Raw genomic sequence first — 17,963 nt, forward strand, 5'->3', positions numbered from 1 at the left:
GTATCGATGGGCGCTGGCTATGGACACTTCGCCCGCGGCGATGCAATTTGCCGAAAACAATTTGAGGTTGAAGATGAAATTCCTTGTCAGAACTGCTGCGGTGTTCGCGGCAATTGCCAGTTTGTCGGCCTGTTCGTCGGATGACATATCGAAAGAACAACAGCTTGCCCTGTTCGATCGCGCGCCGACGAAGGAAGAATTGAACGGCTATTACAAACAATCGATTACACACATCAGCGGAAACACGCATCTGCACATCCTTGTCAAAAGGAATTACACGTCACTAGACTCACTCTATGCCGATGTTGAGTTTTCCGTTCGGGGGTATTCATTCAGAATAGACCGCGAGGAAGAAATCCCCGAAGAGATCATGGCTCGCTTCTCTCATGAAACGAAAGCTACTGCCGCCTCGCAAAAGACAAATGAAGCTTACAGAAGTTTCTACCTGAAATTCGCAAAACAGCTGGCGGAGCAAACAATTTGCTTCGGTAAACGCGCAGTGTCTTCAGATCGAGGCGAAATGCGTGTTTCCGACCCGGAGAGCATACAGAAGATTATTGCTGCAAATAACGGCCAGGTTCTTGGTGCGAACACAAAAGGCCTGAAGCTCAAGAAAATACGTGTTCCCGTCGTCGACTTCAGATACTCGCTTAGTGTTCCTAAAGTTTTCGTACGTCTTAAATGCGTGTAGGTCTTCTAGGTCTAGTTCTGGCTTTGTGCGGTTGTCTGGCTGTCGAACCCGACAGGCAATTTCCCGCGGCCGCGCCAAACCCAGCGCCGGAGTTCATAGGGCAGACACATCTGACGTTTATGCCGGTCCATGGCTACCAGATTACGTATTTTCAGGATCAGCACACGAGCTGGCTTTGGTATCCCGGAAACGCCATCAGCTTGCGGGCCGAGGTGAAGTTCACCGAAAGTCAAGTGTGCTTTACCTATTCCTCGAAGACCCGGAACCGCGCGACCGGCAAGCGCGGTGGGCAGCCCTCCTGCATTCCCAAGAATTTCCTTGAGTATACGAAGGCCGCGGAGCGGACAGGCGATGTCTTTGGGCTGGCGCGCGGGACCGTACCCTATGTGCGGGGGAAATGTGATCCGACAGACAAGTTCGAGTCCGTGACCGTGGATGCCGACCTGCTTCGCATCGGGTGTTCGTAAGGCAACGGGGGCGTGCGGCGCCCCCGGTTTCGTCCGTAAGATTTAACGCCCTTCTGGCCCGTCATAGGCGCGTTCGACCTTGGCGACGCGCAGGGTGTAGTGATCGTACCAGCGGGTCTTGCCGAGCTTCTGGGCCAGGAGGTGCTGGGCGACGTCTTTCCAGCCCAAGAGGCTGGCTTCGTCCTGCCAGTAGCTCACGGTGATGCCGAGACCGGTTTCGTCGCGGGTGGTTTCCACGCCGATGTAGCCGGGTTGTGCCTTGGCCAGTTTCACCATTTCATCCGCCATCGCGCCGTAGCCGAGATCGCCCTCGGTGCGTTGGGCGGTGAAGATGACGGCGTAATAGGGTGGATCGGGCAGGGGGGCAAAGCGTGACATGGGGAGAGAGTAATCCGAAAGGGTCTGAACGCAATAGTGAGGTTATGCCGTAGTTGGTCAGAAAGAGTTGACCAGAGCTTCGACGGGGTGTGGGTAGCGACGATTGATGTCGGCAGCTTGCTCGGGCGACAAGGCAAGGCGAGCGCCGCGGGTGAAGGTGTGTGTCACCAGGCGCCGCACGACAGAGAAGATCAGACGCTGTAGGATGTTGCGTTCGATATCCTTGCCAATGACGGCGTTCGCGCGTCGCAGGATTTCCAAGGCCGTGGCCGGCAGGGATTCATTGCTCGGGGCGGGGCGCGTGAGCCCTTGTTCGGAAAATTCGGCCGCCTTGCAGAAGACCGATATCAGGTCGTCTGATCCGGCGTTGCCGCGGTTCAGCATTGCGAAGCGAACCCGGTTGCCCAGTTCGGCCTGCCACCGGGTCATCGCGTCATGGATGTTGATTTCATCATAGTCCCGCACGAAGGCTTCCAGCGTCCGGGCGGACCCGCGTTTTACCGATTCAGAGTAGCTCGACAGGATGAAATCGGTTTGGGGACGCACAAACATTATGTAGCGCACAGAGGCAAAGCGTTGCGTGAGAAAGTTGTCGAGCGTTGCTCTGAGGTGGGGCGCGTGCATCCAGACGCCGATGTGTTCGCTGGAAATGATGAATTTGCCCTCTAAGGATGCGATTTGCTGATCCAGACCCTCCAGAAAATCTTGGATCAAGCGGTTTTGATCTTCCAGGGTTCGCAGTGCGAAGTTGTTTAAAAACATCGCGTCGTCCACCAGTTGGCCTGCCTGGCTACAGGCGGCGAGCGCGTACTCCAACTGGCTGGACTTCGCAATGTGTGGCGGGACCCAATGGACGCCCTGCCGTGACAGGGCTTCGGCATTCAGAGCCAGAAACGATTGGATCGTGGTCGAGCCTGTCTTGGGAAGGCCGACGTGGACAATTGCTTCTGCTCGGGAGAGGGGCATGGCTTTCGCGCTCCGACGTATCGCTTTGATTTTGCGAAACTATGCCAATGCGATGCGGAAAGCGAAAGGGCCGGTTTCCCGGCCCTTCGTGTTTTTTCGGTGATTTATTCAGCCGCGATCTTGATGACCGGTTCCATGCGTTCGAGCACGTCTTCGGCGAGGTGGCACTTGACCTGGTGGCCGTCGGCCAGGGTCTGAACCGGGGGCACTTCTTTCTCGCAGAGGCCGCCGGGGACTTCGCTTTTCCAGCGGCAGCGCGTCTGGAAGGGGCAGCCCGGGGGCGGTGACATGGCCGAGGGGATGTCGCCTTCGAGAACGATGTGCTGTTTCTCGATCGAGGTGTCCGCGATGGGCACCGCCGACAGGAGCGCCTCGGTATAGGGGTGGTAGGGCGGCGCGAAGACCTGATCGGTCGTGCCGAGTTCCACCACGTGGCCAAGGTACATCACCATGACGCGATCCGAGAGGTAGCGCACGATTGAAAGGTCGTGGCTGATGAAGAGAAGGGTTGTCTTCTCTTCGCGCTGGATCTCCATCAGGAGGTCGGTGACAGCGGCCTGAACCGACACGTCGAGCGCCGAGACCGGTTCATCGGCCACAACGATGCGGGCGCCGCCGGCAAAGGCGCGGGCGATGCCGACACGCTGTTTCTGACCCCCCGAAAGCTGGCGCGGCATGCGGTCGGCAAAGGCGCGCGGCAGTTTCACGAGGTCGAGCAGTTCCAGCATACGGGCGCGGCGTTCGGCTTCGCTGTTGCCGATGCCGAAGATTTCCAGCGCGCGCATGATCTGGCGACCCACCGTCATCGAGGGGTTCAGCGTGTCAAACGGGTTCTGGAAGACCATCTGGACATCGGCGACGGTCTTGGTGTCGCGGGCTTCGATCGGTGTCTGTTCGATGTTGTTGTTGTCTAGCAGGATCTGACCGTCGGTCGCGGTTTCAAGACCCATGAGCACCTTGGCGAAGGTCGACTTGCCGCAACCGGATTCCCCCACGATGGCAAGGGTTTCGGATTCGCGGGCCTCGAACGAGAGGGTCTCGTTGGCCTTGACCACTTTCTTGGCGCCGCCGCCGAAGATCGCGTTGGCCGCCACCTCGTAGTACTTTTTGAGGTTGTCCATCTTGAGGACGACCTTGCCGACCTCGGCCTTTTCCTTCTGTTCGCCCACCTGGATCGGTGCGTTCCAGTCGATTTCCTTGTACTTCAGACAGCGCGTGGTGTGGCGTTCGAACCCTTCCACCGCCTCCATCGGAATGTCTTGAGCGTCGCAGCGACCCTCTTCGAAATAGTCGCAGCGCGGGCCGAAGTTACAGCCCGGTGGCCGCTCGTGGGGCAGGGGGAAGTTGCCGCGGATCGCCACCAGCGGGCGGGCGTTCTTGTCGGCACCCGGCAGCGGGATCGAGCGGAACAGCGCCTGCGTATAGGGGTGCTGCATGTTGTCGAAGACATCTTCGATCGAGCCGCGTTCCACGGCTTCGCCCGAATACATCACGCAGAGACGGTCGCAGGTTTCCAGAACCAGGCCGAGGTTGTGCGAGATGAAGAGCATCGAGGTGCCGTATTTCTTGCCGAGATCCTTGACCAGTTCGACCACGGCGGCCTCGACCGTCACGTCGAGCGCGGTGGTCGGTTCGTCGAGGATCAGCAGCGAGGGTTTCGACATCAACGCCATGGCGATGACGATACGCTGCTGCTGGCCACCAGAAAGCTGGTGCGGGAAGGAGTTCAGCATGCGTTCCGGGTCGGGCAGGCGCACGTCTGTCACCACTTCCAGCGCGCGGGCATAGGCCTCTTCGGCGCTGACGCCTTCGTGGATCATCGGCACTTCCATCAGCTGTTTGCCGATTTTCATCGCCGGGTTCAGCGAGGCCATCGGTTCCTGATAGATCATCGCGATCTCGTTGCCGCGCACATCGCGCAGTTCCTCTGGGGTGAAGTCGGCGAGGTCGCGGCCCTTGAACTTGATGTTGCCGCCGACGATGCGGCCGTTCTTGCCAAGGTCCTGCATGACGCCAAGGGCCACGGTGGATTTGCCGCAGCCGGATTCACCAACGAGGCCAACGGCTTCGCCGGGCATCACGCGGACCGAGAAGTCCATCACGGCCGGGATTTCACGCAGGCGTGTGAAGAAGGAGATAGACAGGCGATCGATCTCGAGGATCGGGCCGTCGTAATCTGCCATTTTACTCATGTTCCAGTCTCCCTGTTGGAGCGGTGGGGTGTTGACCCCGATGATTGTTCGTTGTCCGGGGACCGGCGCGGGGCCGGTCCCTCACGGGGTTCATCAGTCGCGCAGGGACTCTTCGCGCAGACCGTCGGCCAGGAGGTTCAGACCCAGCACCAGGCTCAGCAGCGAGAAGGCCGGAACTAGCGCGGGGTGCGGATAGATCGACAGCAGTTTACGGCCGTCATTGATCGTGGTCCCCCAGTCCGGGCTTTCCGGCGGCAGGCCCAGGCCGAAGAAGCCCAAGGTCCCCAGAAGGATCGTGGTGTAGCCGATACGCAGGCAGAAATCGACGATCAGCGGGCCACGTGCGTTGGGCAGGATCTCCCAGAGCATGATGTACCACGGACCCTCGCCACGGGTTTGCGCCGCTGCCACGTAGTCACGCGTCTGGATGTCCAGCGCGAGGCCACGCACGATGCGGAACACGGTGGGCGAGTTGACGAAAACCACCGAGACGAAGACCACGAGGATACCACCGGGGATATCGAACAGGTCCATCGAGGACGGCAGGATGTTGATGACCGTGCCCGGAGCCGAGATCAGCGAAAGGTAGATCCAGACCATCACGACCATGATCCCCGCAAGAAGCGGTGTTCTGACACGCGGACGTGTGTAGTAGCGCGAGTTGATCAGGACGCCGACGAAGATGATCGGGAAGACGAACAGCACCATCGCCATGAAGGACGGGATGCCGGTTGCAACGATCTCGGGGGTCACCAGCAGGTAGAACAGCAGGATCACCGGGAAGGCGAGGATCAGGTTTGCGAGGAACGACAGGCCGGTGTCCAGACGACCACCGAAGTAGCCTGCCGGAAGGCCCAGCGTGATGCCGACCATGAAGGCAAAGAGCGTCGCCAGAGGCGCGATGCGGATCACGATCCACGAGCCTTCCACCATGCGGGAGAAGACGTCGCGGGCGAGGTTGTCGCCGCCGAGGATATACCAGCAGGCGGTGCCGCATTCAGCCGCGTCTGCGCCGCGCATCGGGGTGCCGGGGACCTTGTTCTTCATGCCCGAGACCTGGGTCAGCGGGTCGTGGGTCGCAATCATGTCGAAGACGCCCGAGAAGATCGCGGTGTAGACCCAGAACATCACCAGGCCAAAGCCGATCATGCCGATGGTCGAGTCAAACAGCTTGCCGTAGAGGCCCAGTTTGCGCTTGTAGACGATCGACAGGATGAAGGTCACGAAGAGGGCCAGCCAGACCGGCGAGAACCGGGCTGCCATCGCGCCGATGATGCCGGCCTTGCCGAAAGGCATGACCATACCGGCGATGATGTAGAGCACTGCCAGCGCGATCAGGCCAAGGAGGCTGTATTTCGAGACCCTGGTGATCAGTTCGATCGGGCCGCTCCCGGCGCTCAGGGTGCCGTCAGCATTGGTGATGACGGCTGCTGGTTTGAAGATGAAGGAAGACACGATCTGAAGCGCGACCGCGACGATGAAGATCACCGCGATGATGCTGAAGATCGGGTCGAGTACGGTTCCTACGGAGCCAGTCCAAGTCAGTTTTTCCATGATCAGGCCTCCTTAGGAAATGCGGATACGCGGGTTGAGGTAAACATAGCCGATATCCGAGATCAGCTGTGTGAACAGAACCACGGCCACCGACACCACCGAAACCGCAAGGAGCATTTCGATGTCGTTGTTGCCTGCCGCGGTCACCAGCTGGAAGCCGAAGCCGGGGTAGGAGAACAGCGTTTCCACGATCACAACGCCGTTCAGCAGCCAGGGGAACTGAAGCATGATGACTGTGAAGGGTGCGATCAGCGCGTTGCGCAGGGCGTGTTTCATCACGATGTTGCGGAAGCTGACGCCTTTGAGGCGTGCCGTCCGGATGTACTGTGCGGTCATGACCTCGGCCATCGAGGCACGGGTCATGCGGGCGATGTAGCCCATGCCGTAGAGCGCAATCGTGATAACGGGCAGGGTGAAGTTCTGAAGCGTGGCGTTGTCCATCGCGGATTTCGCCGTGCCTTTGAACAGGGCCTTGCCCTCGATCAGACCCCATTCATGCAGGATCGGGCCGAGACCGAAGCGGGTCGAGGCCAGAAGCGCGATGAAAATAACACCGGAGACGTATTCCGGCGTCGCGGTCGACAGGATCGAGAAGGTCGAGAGGGTCCGGTCGGTGCCGCTGCCTTCACGCATACCGGCGAGAACACCGATGATGAGGGCGGAGGGCACCATGACGACCATGACCCAGAACATCAGCTTGCCGGTACTGGCAAGACGCGAACCGAGAACGTCGGACACCGGTGCCTTGGACACCGTCGAAAAGCCCCAGTCGCCCTGAAGGATACCGCAGTAGCGCGGCGTGTCTTCCGGCGCGACGCCGGGGCGGACACACTTGCCGACAAGCGAACCGTCTTCCTTGACGGTACGGTGGCCGGGCATGAGGCCAAGCCACTGCGCGTATTTGATGGGTGTGGCCTGAAGATAGCCACGGTCTTCGAGGTAGCTCGCAACCGCTTCGTCGGACATACGGAAGTTGCCCTGCGTTTTCGCGAGTTTCTCGAGGTTGGGATAGAGGTTGGTCATGAAGAACACGATGAACGTCAGGCATAGTGCCGTGACAATCATCATGCCAACCCGCCTTAGAATAAACAGTCCCATTTGATCCCCTGTCGGTCTGTTCTAGTTGTGGTTGGGCCGGACCCGTTATGCCTTGTCGTTGGTCTTGCGCCCTGATGAGCGAAGGGGTCCGAAGCGAAATCGACGGCCCTGCGAGGAGATGCTGGCCCGTTGCATAGTTCCATTAGTGTTTTTGGGAAACGGCTACTCTCTGAAGCTCGCGGCGCGGTAAGGCGGCAGCGGCGGCAAAAAAGGTCAGGACAAGAAGTGCGCTTGCGAGAGCTGGCGTCATGTATCCCCCGTTGGATGCGTTCACCGATCCGAAAATGAACGTTTATTGTTGTTTAGCATCGGGCCGATAAGGCCAGATCGGATCTTCGGACTCCCATTCGGCACCAGAATGGACGCGCCGTCAATGTTCTCTATCGGCATAAACGTGACAAAAAACGACATATGCGGTGTCGAAAACTGACTGCCACACTCACAAACCAGTGATCAGCTGCCGTGCTGGGCGGTCTTTCGAATCTGGCTTGGGGCTGCGCCGAAGTGCTGTTGGCTGAAACGCGAAAAATAGGCGGCGCTGCCAAAGCCGAGACGGTCTGCGATTTCGTTCATAGGCAGGTCCGAGCGGGTCAGGAGGGTGCGGGCCTCGTGCTGGATCATCTGGTTGAGCATGTCGGCAGCGGTCAGACCGGCGCATTGGCGGCAGACCCGCGTCAGGTGAGTCGGGGTGATGTCGAGGTCTTCGGCATAGGCGGCCATCGGGCGGCCCGAGCGGAAATCCTCGGACAGGAGATCGGAAAACCGGCGCACGATGCGTTCGGCGGCCGTGGCGCGCCCTGCTGGCCCTGCAATCTGCATCTGACGGCGCAGCCAGATCGACACGAGCGAGGCCACCGCGGTCAGGGCCTCGGTCAGCAGGGGGCGGTTTTCGTGGATTTCGCGGCGCAGGTCGTCGAACAGACCGGTTAGTTCGGCCTGTGCGAGGCCGTCCTGAATGCGCAGCTGGTGGGTGCGGTCGGGCAGGTTGACGCGCCCGTCGGCAGGAATGACCAGTGCCTGACCCTGAACATGGCGACCGGCTTCCATCGACAAAAGCTTGCCCGCAGGCACGAAGATCGCGTTATGCGCACCATAGCCGCGGCGCAGGCCATGCAGCAGGATTCTGCCCTGTCCACGAGTGATCCAGAGAAACAGGTGATGATCGCGGACATGCAGCTGTTCCAGCTGCCAGGGGCCGCCCAGCGTGAGCTGTGCGAGGGTCATGACCTGGATGCCGGATGTGGCGTGCGGCTGCACCGGAGCGGGTTGCGAATTGGCCGCAACATCAAGGGTTTCCCGGATAACAGCGCGCGGCCTATCCCCATGTGCCGTGCGTGTCATGAATGATGGAATATGTAAACTTCTGTCCGTCATCGAAGGCAAGGAATGACAGGCAGGTTCGATTCCGGCAAGCGTTAATTCACGTCACGTGGCCTGATCCGGGCGATATCTTGCCCAAGTCTTCATTTTTGAGCGGAACCACGTGCGTTGTCTCTTGGCGAACTGTCGGGTGGCAATGGTGGCGCCTTCGCAGGCTGTGTCCAAATCCAGTTCACCGTTGAGGTGGGCCATCAGCTCGGGGGCGCCAATAGCCTTGGCAGACAGGTGTTTGGGGTTCCAGATAGGGAAATTCGCGCGGGCTTCTTCAAGGGCACCCAATTCGATCATGAGATCAAACCGCCGGGCGATGCGGTCGTTCAGCCAGTCTTTGTCGACGTCAAACAGGATGGGCACACAGGCGGCCTCGGGCAGCAGAGGGGCAGGGGTGTTGTCTTGCCATGCGGCAAGCGGTTGTCCGGTGGTGTGCAGCACCTCCCAGGCACGTTGAACACGCATCGGGTTCAATTGGTCGATTCGCGCGGCCGTTTCGGAATCGAGTTCGGCGAGCAGGGATTCGAAACCGTCCTCGGCGACGCGCGCGTCGGCCTCGGCGCGGATTTCGGGCGGGGTTGCCGGGATGTCGGCCAGACCCTGTGTAAGGGCCGTGAAATAAAGGCCGGTGCCGCCGGTGATGATCGGACGCTGGTCGCCAGTGAGAAGCGGGGCGACTTCGCGCAGCCAGTGGCCCACGGAATACTCGGCATCATGTGCGATGTGTCCATAAAGCGCGTGAGGCGCGCGCGATTCGTCTTCTTCCGAGGGCCGCGCGGTCAGGATGCGCCAGTTTTCATAGACCTGAATGGCATCGGCATTGACGATGACACCGCCCTGCGTTTCCGCGATTTCCAGCGCCAGCGCGCTTTTGCCGCTTGCAGTTGGACCGGCGATCAGCACCGGCTGGTCCGGGGAGATGTGGGGCAGGTTGCGCATCGACGCCTCAAGATTTTCTGTGCCAGAGCCCGCGCGAGTGCATATCGCGCATTGAACCCGACGGTGTTTTCCGACATTTTGCGCGCAATCCTAAATCTTTGCGCAGATGGAGTGCAATATGACCGACGCGGCGCCCGAATCCGAAACCAAGTTCAATCGTGTGATGCTTAAGATTTCGGGGGAGGCGTTGATGGGGGACCAAGGCTTTGGCCTGCATCCGCCGACGGTCCAGCGGATCGCCGAAGAGGTCAAACGCGTTCACGAACTTGGCGTGGAAATCTGCATGGTGATCGGCGGCGGCAACATCTTCCGCGGTCTCAGCGGCTCGGCTCAGGGCATGGAGCGCACCACGGCAGACTATATGGGAATGCTGGCAACGGTGATGAACGCGCTGGCGATGCAGTCGGCGCTGGAGGGCGTTGGCGTCTTTACCCGCGTGATCTCGGCCATTCGCATGGATGAGGTCTGTGAACCCTACATCCGCCGCCGCGCCGTGCGCCACCTTGAGAAAAAGCGTGTCTGTATCTTTGCCGCTGGCACCGGGAACCCCTATTTCACCACCGACACCGCCGCGACCCTGCGCGCCAACGAGATGGCCTGCGAGGCGATCTTCATGGGCAAGAACGGCGTGGACGGCGTTTACGACAAAGACCCCAAGGAACATGCCGACGCAGTGCGTTATGACAGCGTGAGCTATGATGACGTACTGGCCAAGCGCCTGAAGGTCATGGATGCGAGCGCCATTGCGCTGGCGCGTGACAACAATCTGCCTCTGATCGTGTTCTCGCTGGATGAGCCGGGTGGTTTCCGGGGAATTCTGGCGGGCAAGGGCACCTATACAAAGGTCGGCTGAAGCCGTTAGACTACGTGATGAAACCGGCCTTTGCGCCGCACAACGACAAGAGCAATACGATGTCTGAAGAATTTGAACTTGATACCGACGATCTGAACCGCCGCATGGAAGGTGCGATGAGCGCCCTGAAAACCGAATTCGCCTCGTTGCGGACGGGCCGCGCTTCTGCGTCGATCCTGGAGCCGGTCACCGTGGAAGCCTATGGCCAGCGCACGCCGATCAACCAGGTGGGCACCGTCAACGTGCCCGAGCCGCGCATGGTGACAATCAATGTCTGGGACAAGTCGCTGGTCAGCGCGGTTGAGAAGGCGATCATGAATTCGGGTCTGGGCATCAACCCGCAGACCAACGGCACCATCGTGATGCTGCCGATCCCGGAACTGAACGAAGAGCGCCGCGCCGAACTGGCCCGCGTTGCCGCCCAGTATGCCGAAAGCGCCCGCGTTTCGATCCGTAACATCCGTCGTGACGGCATGGATCAGATCAAGAAGGGCAAGGACAACATGTCGGAAGACGACATGAAGCTCTGGGAAGCCGAGGTTCAGGAGCTGACCGACAAATACATCAAGAACGTCGATGGTGCGCTTGAAACCAAGCAAGCCGAAATCATGCAGGTTTGAGCCTTTCAGGAAGGAACCGAGACGTGGGAGCCAAAGACATTGGCGCGGCGGGTCCCCGTCACGTTGCAATCATCATGGATGGCAATGGTCGCTGGGCGCAGTCGCGCGGGCGGCCACGGCTTTTCGGGCACCATGCCGGTGCGCGCCGGGTGCGCGAGATCGTTGAGGCCTGCCCCGAGAATGGCGTCAAGTATCTGACGATATTCGCTTTTTCGACGGAGAACTGGAAACGGACCCAGACCGAAGTGGCCGGTCTGATGAGCCTGTTCCGTCGTTACATCATGAAGGAAATGCAGGATTTCGTGCGCCAGAATGTGCGTGTGCGCTTTATTGGCGACCGTGTCCGGCTGGATGAAAAACTGCGTTCCTTGATGGATGAGGCCGAAGAGCTGACCTCGCATTGCACGGGCACGAACCTGACCATCGCGCTGAACTATGGCGGCCGCGACGAGGTGGCCCGCGCCACCCAGCGTCTGGCACAGGATGTGGCCGATGGCCGGTTGAAGCCGGAAGATGTCGATGAAGAGACGCTGCCGAAGTACCTTGATACCTGCGTGCTGCCCGATCCGGACCTTGTGATCCGGACCAGCGGCGAAGCGCGAATCTCGAACTTTCTATTGTGGCAGTCGGCCTATGCCGAATACGAGTTCATCGACACGCTGTGGCCCGATTTTACCAAGGACGTGTTCCACAAGCTGGTGTCCTCTTATGGCAGCCGCGAACGGCGCTATGGCGGGGTCAAGGCATGAGTGACGGCAAGTGGGGAGACCTGCGCGCGCGGATCGTTTCGGCGATCGTGATGCTGGCCGTCGGGGCCGTTGGCCTTTGGCTTGGCGGTATCTGGTTCACGCTGGTTGTGGCGGCTGTTGGTGGCGGCATGATCTGGGAACTGGGGCGGATGATTGCCCCCGAGCAGACCGCGTTGCGGGTGTCGATGGGGGCGCTGACGGCGGCGGCCATCGTGCTGGCCGGGTTTCTGCCGGGTGAGGCGGTTCTGCCGGTTCTGGTTGCGCCTGCCATTGTCGGGGCCTCGCAGATAGCCAAGGATCGCTGGATTTACGGGGCCTATGCGGCGGGGCTGATGCTGGCCTGCTTTGGTATCACCCTTTTGCGCAACAAGTTCGGCATCGACTGGGTTGTCTGGCTGATCCTCGTGGTGGTCGCCACGGATGTTGCGGGCTATTTCGTGGGGCGGGTCGTTGGTGGCCCGAAGTTCTGGCCCAAGGTGTCGCCCAAGAAAACATGGTCGGGCACGGCTGGTGGCTGGGTGGCTGCGGGCATCGTTGGCGCCTTTTTCGGCGGACCTGCGGTGATTGCCTTGAGCCTTGCGGCGTCTTTCTGTTCACAGATGGGCGATGCCGCCGAGAGCGCGATCAAGCGCCGGACAGGGGTCAAGGACAGTTCCAACCTCATTCCCGGCCACGGCGGTCTGCTGGACCGGTTTGACGGGATGATGGGGGCGGCGCTTCTGGTGGTCGTGATCGGGGCATTGGTAGGATTGCCGTAATGCGGAAAGTTTCGATTTTCGGGGCGACGGGCTCGATCGGGCAGAACACCATCGACCTGATCGCGCGCGATCCCGAAAGCTATGACGTGGTCGCCCTGACCGGCGGGCGCAACATTGCGCAGCTGGCCGAGGACGCCCGTCGCCTTGAGGCGGATGTGGCGGTAACGGCGCATGACGCGCTGTTGCCGGACCTGCGTGCGGCGCTGGAGGGCAGTGGTGTCGAAGCGGCCGCAGGCGGCGAAGCGATTGCCGAGGCCGCGGACCGGCCCGCCGACTGGGTGATGTCGGCCATCGTCGGCGCGGCAGGGTTGAGGCCGGGTCTGCGGGCGCTCGAGCAGGGGGCGACGCTGGCGCTTGCCAACAAGGAATCGTTGGTGACGGCGGGGCCGCTGATCATGGGCACGGCCAAGACGCATGACGCCCGTATCCTGCCGGTGGACAGTGAACATTCGGCGGTGTTCCAGGGGCTGGTGGGCGAAGATTTCGACGCGGTCGAACGGATCATCATCACCGCCAGTGGCGGGGCGTTCCGCGATTGGAGCCTTGAAGACATGGCGCGTGCCACGCCGGCGCAGGCCTCGAGCCACCCGAACTGGAACATGGGGCAGCGGATCACCATCGACAGCGCCAGCATGTTCAACAAAGCGTTGGAAGTCATTGAAACCAAGGAGTTCTTTGGTTGCTCGCACGAGATGATCGAGGTGCTCGTGCATCCGGAATCGATGATCCATGCGCTTGTCGGTTTCAACGACGGGGCCTTGATGGCCCATGTTGGCCCGCCCGATATGCGCCATGCCATCGGCTATGCCCTGCATTGGCCCGAACGGCAGACCCTGCCGGTGGAGCGGCTTGATCTGGCCCGCATCGGACAGTTCACCTTCCGCGCGCCCGATCCGGTGCGCTATCCGGCCCTGCGGCTTGCGCACGAGGTGCTTGAGGCGGGCGGTCTGAACGGTGCGGTGTTCAATGCAGCCAAGGAACGGGCGCTGGACGGGTTCCTCGAGGGACGCATCGGATTCCTGCAAATGGCAGAGGTTGTCGAGGAGGTTCTCGCGCGAATGTCATCCGATCCACGCCATAATAATGCCGAAATGACCCTTGATACCGTCTCGGAAACAGACCATCTCGCGCGGCAGGTGGCGGATGACGTCATGCGCGAATGGCAGAACAAATAGGGCAGAGCGAAACGTGGATATCTTTGGACTGATTGCCGGTTTTGGAAACATCTTCTGGGTGCTGATCGCCTTTGTGATCGCGCTTTCGGTGATCGTGGCGATCCACGAATACGGCCATTACATCGTTGGCCGCTGGTCGGGGATCGGCGCGGACGTGTTTTCCATCGGCTTTGGTCCGGTTCTGTGGTCGCGTCACGACAAGCACGGCACGCGCTGGCAGATCGCCGCGATTCCGCTTGGTGGCTACGTCAAGTTCAAGGGCGATGCGAATGCCGCGTCGGGCAAGGATGCGAGCGCGATGCAGGGCCTGTCTGACGAAGAGCGCCGCCACACGATGCACGGGGCGCCCCTGTGGGCGCGCACGGCCACTGTCGCGGCCGGTCCGGTGTTCAATTTCATCCTGTCGACCGTGATCTTTGCAGCCGTGTTCCTGAGCCAGGGGCAGGTGGGCGACCGCCTGATCGTCGGCGAGCTGCGCGATCTGCCGCCGCCTGCGGGCGAATTGCAGGTGGGTGACGAAATCCTTTCGGTGGGCGGTATTCGCCTGCCGCAGGGTGATGATGACGGGGCGGCGTTGAATTCCCTCTGGGAAGACCTGCCGCTGGAAAGCCCGATTCTTTATGGCGTGAACCGTGACGGGCGCGAGATCGAAGTCGAGGGTCCGTATTTCTATCCGGCCATCGTCGGGCGGGTTGTGCCGCGTTCGGCGGCGTTTGACTCGGGCCTGGAAGCCGGCGACGTGATCACCGCGATTGACGGTGAGAAGATCGTCGGGTTTTCGCAGTTGAAAGACGCCGTGGAAAGCGGTGAAGGCAAGCCGTTGTTGCTGGATGTGTGGCGCGAAGGCGAGGCGCTGGAGTTCACGCTGGTGCCGCGTCGGGTGGATGAGCCGCAACAGGGCGGCGGGTTCAAGACCTATTGGCGGATCGGCATTGGCGGTGGCGAGGCCTTTATGCCTGCAACCGAAGCCCTGCCTTTCGGCATGGCGGTCTGGGGCGGCGTGGCCAAGACCGGAGAGATCATTTCCGGTTCGGTATCAGGGCTTTACCACATGATCACCGGCCAGATTTCGACCTGTAACCTGTCCGGACCCGTTGGTATCGCGGAAACATCGGGGGCGATGGCAAGCCAGGGGCTGGTCGACTTTATCTTCTTTATCGGCGTGCTGTCTGCGGCGATCGGAATGTTGAACCTGTTCCCGATCCCGATGCTGGATGGCGGGCACCTGGTTTTCTATGCCTACGAGGCGGTTGCCGGACGTCCGCCCAGTGACAGAATCGTTCAGGTGCTGATGACGATGGGTCTTTTCATCGTTCTGTCCATGATGCTGTTCGGTCTGTTCAACGACACGATCGGCTGCCCCTAACAATGGTCACCATGACGGGGCGGGTCATGGAGGTTCCATCAATCTGCCCCATTCTTGCCCCATTTGGTTCTTAGCTTCGTTCCTGAAGTTACCTGTACTGGACAAGAACCATGCAAACGATTGCACAAGGCTACCGCGCACTGGGATTGCTGATCGACATCAACTGGGACCGTATGCTGTTCCCGTTTGCGATTTTGGCGGGTCTCATGGTCGCAGCCTATCTCGGCTCGCTTGGTCTTCTCTGATCAGGGCTTACGTCCCTTATTTTCCGTCCCCTTGAGGTCCGCAGGTTTCCCCGCCTTGCGGACCTTATCCTTTTGACGCCGCAACAAGTTCCGACCTTGGCGCGCAATGCCATTTTGACATCGCGCCCCAGACCCGTTAGTCACTTCTCAACTGGGATATGTCTGCAGGATTTGGGGTATGACAAATCATAATCGAGCTGCCGCTCGGGCCATCGCGGTTGAAACCACGTGGCTTCGTAAGTTTCATCTTGCTGTTTTTCTTTTTGTTTCAGCGATTTTCTTGGCTTTGCCACTGGTGGCAAACGCTCAGGAATATCGGTTTACGCGGATCGATGTGACCGGCAACGAACGTATCGAATCTGCCGCGATCCTGAACTACGCGGGAATCGAACGGGGCAAATCGATTAGTCCCGGCGCTCTGAACGAAGGCTACCAACGCATTCTTGCCAGCGGCCTGTTCGAAAGCGTCGAACTGGAGCCGCGCGGCAATCTTCTGCGTATCCGCGTTGTCGAATACCCGACCATCAACCGCGTGAGCATCGAAGGCAACCAACGTCTCAAGGATGACGCGCTGACTTCGCTTCTTGAGTCCAAGCCGCGCCATGTGTTGAACCCTGAAATCGCGGAGCGTGATGCCGCGCGTATTGCTGATGCCTACAATCAATCGGGGCGTGTCGCTGCACGTGTCACGCCACGTATCATTCGTCTGCGTGACAATCGTGCGGACCTTGTGTTCGAGATTTTTGAAGGCGGAGTGACCGAAGTTGCCCGAATTGGTTTTGTGGGTAACAAGGCATATTCGGATCGGCGTCTTCGCCGGGTTCTGTCGTCCAAGCAGGCAGGAATTCTTCGTGCGTTGATCCGAAGCGATACATTCGTTGAAGATCGCATCGAATTCGACAAGCAGGTTTTGCGTGACTTCTATCTTTCGCGCGGCTTTGTCGATTTTCGCATCACGGGCGTTAATGCGGAACTGGCGCGCGATCGGGATGCCTATTTCCTGACCTTCAACGTACAGGAAGGTCAGCAATTCACCTTTGGGGAAATTACCGCGACGAGTGATGTTGATGGGGTGGATGCCGACGAGTATCTGAAGTCGTTGAAGATCAAGCCGGGGGTCATCTACACGCCTTTGTTGGTGGAAAATTCGATCGCGCGCATGGAGCGTCTGGCCATTCGCAATGGGCGCGATTTCCTGCGCGTCGACCCCAGGATCACCCGCAATGAGCGCGATCTATCCCTGGACGTCGAATTTGTGATCGAACGCGGTCCTCGCATTTTTGTTGAGCGGATCGACATTGAAGGCAACACCACAACGCTCGACCGCGTCATTCGAAGCCGATTTAGAATTGCGGAAGGTGATCCTTTCAACGCACGTGAAATTCGCGAGAGTGCTGAACGTATTCGTGCCTTGGGTTATTTCGAAACAGCCGAGGTCAACGCGCGCGAAGGCTCGACACCTGATCAGGTCGTCGTTGACGTGGACGTTGTGGAACAGCCCACTGGGTCTTTGGGCGTAGGTGGTTCTTATTCGACAAACAGCGGCGTCGGTCTTGCCGTTCAGTTTTCTGAACAGAACTTTCTTGGTCGCGGTCAGCGCGTAGACGTTTCGTTTTCGACGACGTCCGACATCCGTGACTATGCGTTCCGTTTCTATGAGCCGCGTTTCCTTGGCCGGGACCTTGGGTTCGGATTTGACTTGTCTATCCGTGAAAACGAAGCTGATCAAAATCGTTGGTCAAGTGATGTTTCGACCTTCAAGCCGGTTCTGGAATTCCCAGTGAGCGAATTCGGCCGACTGCGTTTGAACTACACGGCTCAGAAGGTAGGGCTGGAGGTTGGTGACGCGACGGTCAATCCGGGTTCGATTGTCAACAATGAAGCCTCGCAGGGAGACAAGGTCAAAAGCTCGTTCGGGTATTCGTATGTATACGATACACGGAACAAAGGTTTGGACGTCAATCGCGGCGTGTATCTGAACTTGAGCCAGGATTTCGGCGGCGTTGGCGGGGACTTTAAATTCATCTCCACAACCTTGCGTGCCGTGGCCGAAGCAAAAATCCTGCGCGAAGAAGTTGGTGTTCGTGTCAGCTTTGATGCCGGTATGCTTCACACGCCCGATGACGATAGCCGCGTGACGGACCGTTTCTTCCTTGGGCCGACCCAAATGCGCGGTTTCGAACCTTTCGGTATCGGACCTCGTGAAAACGATGGCGGAACTCTGGATGATGCCATTGGTGGCCGTTACTTTGCCGTGGCGCGGTTCGAAACGGAATTTCCTTTGGGGCTTCCGGAAGAATATGGCATCCGCGGAGGCCTGTTCTATGATGTCGGTTCGGTCTGGGGATCTGGTCAGACCTCCGCAGTTGGATCTGTGCTGTACGATGACTTTACTCTGAGGCATGTCATCGGTTTCTCGCTGCTGTGGGATACTCAGATTGGCCCGCTTCGGTTCGACTTCACAAAGGCACTGCAAAAAGAGGCCTTTGACCAGGATCAGAGTTTCAACTTCTCGATCAATGCTCAATTCTGATCGGTCGA

At 59.5% G+C, this 17,963-nt stretch carries 17 protein-coding genes; 10 read left to right on the plus strand and 7 right to left on the minus strand.

Features of this window, described 5'->3' with window-relative positions:
- Positions 1-73 precede the first annotated feature (73 nt).
- Together ABWV42_RS14140 and ABWV42_RS14145 are read left to right on the plus strand one after the other, a co-directional pair.
- The gene (locus ABWV42_RS14140) at positions 74-691 is read left to right on the plus strand and encodes a hypothetical protein (protein WP_353340729.1); all 618 of its coding nucleotides are present in this window, start codon (positions 74-76) and stop codon (positions 689-691) included.
- A gap of 119 nt (positions 692-810) precedes the next feature.
- Positions 811-1,158: a hypothetical protein gene (locus tag ABWV42_RS14145; RefSeq protein ID WP_353340730.1), complete on the plus strand. Its 348-nt coding sequence runs from the start codon at positions 811-813 to the stop codon at positions 1,156-1,158.
- 42 nt (positions 1,159-1,200) lie between these two features.
- Here the strand turns inward: ABWV42_RS14145 and ABWV42_RS14150 are convergent, their stop codons facing one another.
- The 7 genes from ABWV42_RS14150 to miaA all read right to left on the minus strand — a co-directional run bounded on the left by ABWV42_RS14150 (position 1,201) and on the right by miaA (position 9,656).
- The gene (locus ABWV42_RS14150) at positions 1,201-1,536 is read right to left on the minus strand and encodes an antibiotic biosynthesis monooxygenase family protein (protein ID WP_353340731.1); all 336 of its coding nucleotides are present in this window, start codon (positions 1,534-1,536) and stop codon (positions 1,201-1,203) included.
- A 57-nt stretch (positions 1,537-1,593) separates the two neighbouring features.
- Positions 1,594-2,502: a hypothetical protein gene (locus ABWV42_RS14155; protein WP_353340733.1), complete on the minus strand. Its 909-nt coding sequence runs from the start codon at positions 2,500-2,502 to the stop codon at positions 1,594-1,596.
- Between the two features lie 104 nt (positions 2,503-2,606).
- A complete protein-coding gene (locus tag ABWV42_RS14160; RefSeq protein ID WP_255106352.1) occupies positions 2,607-4,694 on the minus strand; it encodes a dipeptide ABC transporter ATP-binding protein in 2,088 nt (695 codons plus the stop codon).
- Between the two features lie 93 nt (positions 4,695-4,787).
- Positions 4,788-6,248 carry an ABC transporter permease gene (locus tag ABWV42_RS14165; protein WP_255106353.1) on the minus strand — a complete coding sequence of 487 codons (1,461 nt, stop codon included), beginning with the start codon at positions 6,246-6,248 and terminating at the stop codon, positions 4,788-4,790.
- Between the two features lie 12 nt (positions 6,249-6,260).
- Positions 6,261-7,346 carry an ABC transporter permease gene (locus ABWV42_RS14170; RefSeq protein ID WP_255106354.1) on the minus strand — a complete coding sequence of 362 codons (1,086 nt, stop codon included), beginning with the start codon at positions 7,344-7,346 and terminating at the stop codon, positions 6,261-6,263.
- A 453-nt stretch (positions 7,347-7,799) separates the two neighbouring features.
- Positions 7,800-8,687, minus strand: coding sequence for an AraC family transcriptional regulator (locus ABWV42_RS14175; protein ID WP_353340735.1), 888 nt, complete (start codon positions 8,685-8,687; stop codon positions 7,800-7,802).
- Positions 8,688-8,771: 84 nt separating this feature from the next.
- Positions 8,772-9,656, minus strand: a complete 885-nt coding sequence (gene miaA, locus ABWV42_RS14180; protein WP_353340736.1) for a tRNA (adenosine(37)-N6)-dimethylallyltransferase MiaA — start codon at positions 9,654-9,656, stop codon at positions 8,772-8,774.
- Positions 9,657-9,774: 118 nt separating this feature from the next.
- Here miaA and pyrH point away from each other — a divergent pair, with 118 nt between their 5' ends.
- From pyrH to bamA, 8 genes are all read left to right on the plus strand, one after another.
- Positions 9,775-10,509, plus strand: coding sequence for a UMP kinase (pyrH, locus tag ABWV42_RS14185; RefSeq protein WP_255106357.1), 735 nt, complete (start codon positions 9,775-9,777; stop codon positions 10,507-10,509).
- Positions 10,510-10,568: 59 nt separating this feature from the next.
- The gene (gene frr, locus ABWV42_RS14190; RefSeq protein WP_255106358.1) at positions 10,569-11,129 is read left to right on the plus strand and encodes a ribosome recycling factor; all 561 of its coding nucleotides are present in this window, start codon (positions 10,569-10,571) and stop codon (positions 11,127-11,129) included.
- Positions 11,130-11,152: 23 nt separating this feature from the next.
- Positions 11,153-11,878, plus strand: coding sequence for an undecaprenyl pyrophosphate synthase (gene uppS / locus ABWV42_RS14195; RefSeq protein WP_353340737.1), 726 nt, complete (start codon positions 11,153-11,155; stop codon positions 11,876-11,878).
- On the plus strand, positions 11,875-12,636 hold the full coding sequence (locus tag ABWV42_RS14200) for a phosphatidate cytidylyltransferase (protein ID WP_353340738.1): 762 nt from the start codon (positions 11,875-11,877) through the stop codon (positions 12,634-12,636). Before uppS ends, ABWV42_RS14200 begins: the two co-directional genes overlap by 4 nt.
- A complete protein-coding gene (gene dxr, locus ABWV42_RS14205; protein WP_353340739.1) occupies positions 12,636-13,811 on the plus strand; it encodes a 1-deoxy-D-xylulose-5-phosphate reductoisomerase in 1,176 nt (391 codons plus the stop codon). Before ABWV42_RS14200 ends, dxr begins: the two co-directional genes overlap by 1 nt.
- A gap of 13 nt (positions 13,812-13,824) precedes the next feature.
- Positions 13,825-15,177: an RIP metalloprotease RseP gene (gene rseP / locus ABWV42_RS14210; protein ID WP_353340740.1), complete on the plus strand. Its 1,353-nt coding sequence runs from the start codon at positions 13,825-13,827 to the stop codon at positions 15,175-15,177.
- Between the two features lie 110 nt (positions 15,178-15,287).
- Positions 15,288-15,422, plus strand: coding sequence for a hypothetical protein (locus tag ABWV42_RS14215; RefSeq protein ID WP_255106373.1), 135 nt, complete (start codon positions 15,288-15,290; stop codon positions 15,420-15,422).
- Positions 15,423-15,600: 178 nt separating this feature from the next.
- Positions 15,601-17,955, plus strand: coding sequence for an outer membrane protein assembly factor BamA (bamA, locus tag ABWV42_RS14220; RefSeq protein WP_353340741.1), 2,355 nt, complete (start codon positions 15,601-15,603; stop codon positions 17,953-17,955).
- Positions 17,956-17,963: the final 8 nt, after the last annotated feature.

Source organism: Pelagimonas sp. KU-00592-HH (assembly GCF_040369695.1).
In the GTDB taxonomy this organism is placed as follows: Bacteria; Pseudomonadota; Alphaproteobacteria; order Rhodobacterales; family Rhodobacteraceae; genus Shimia.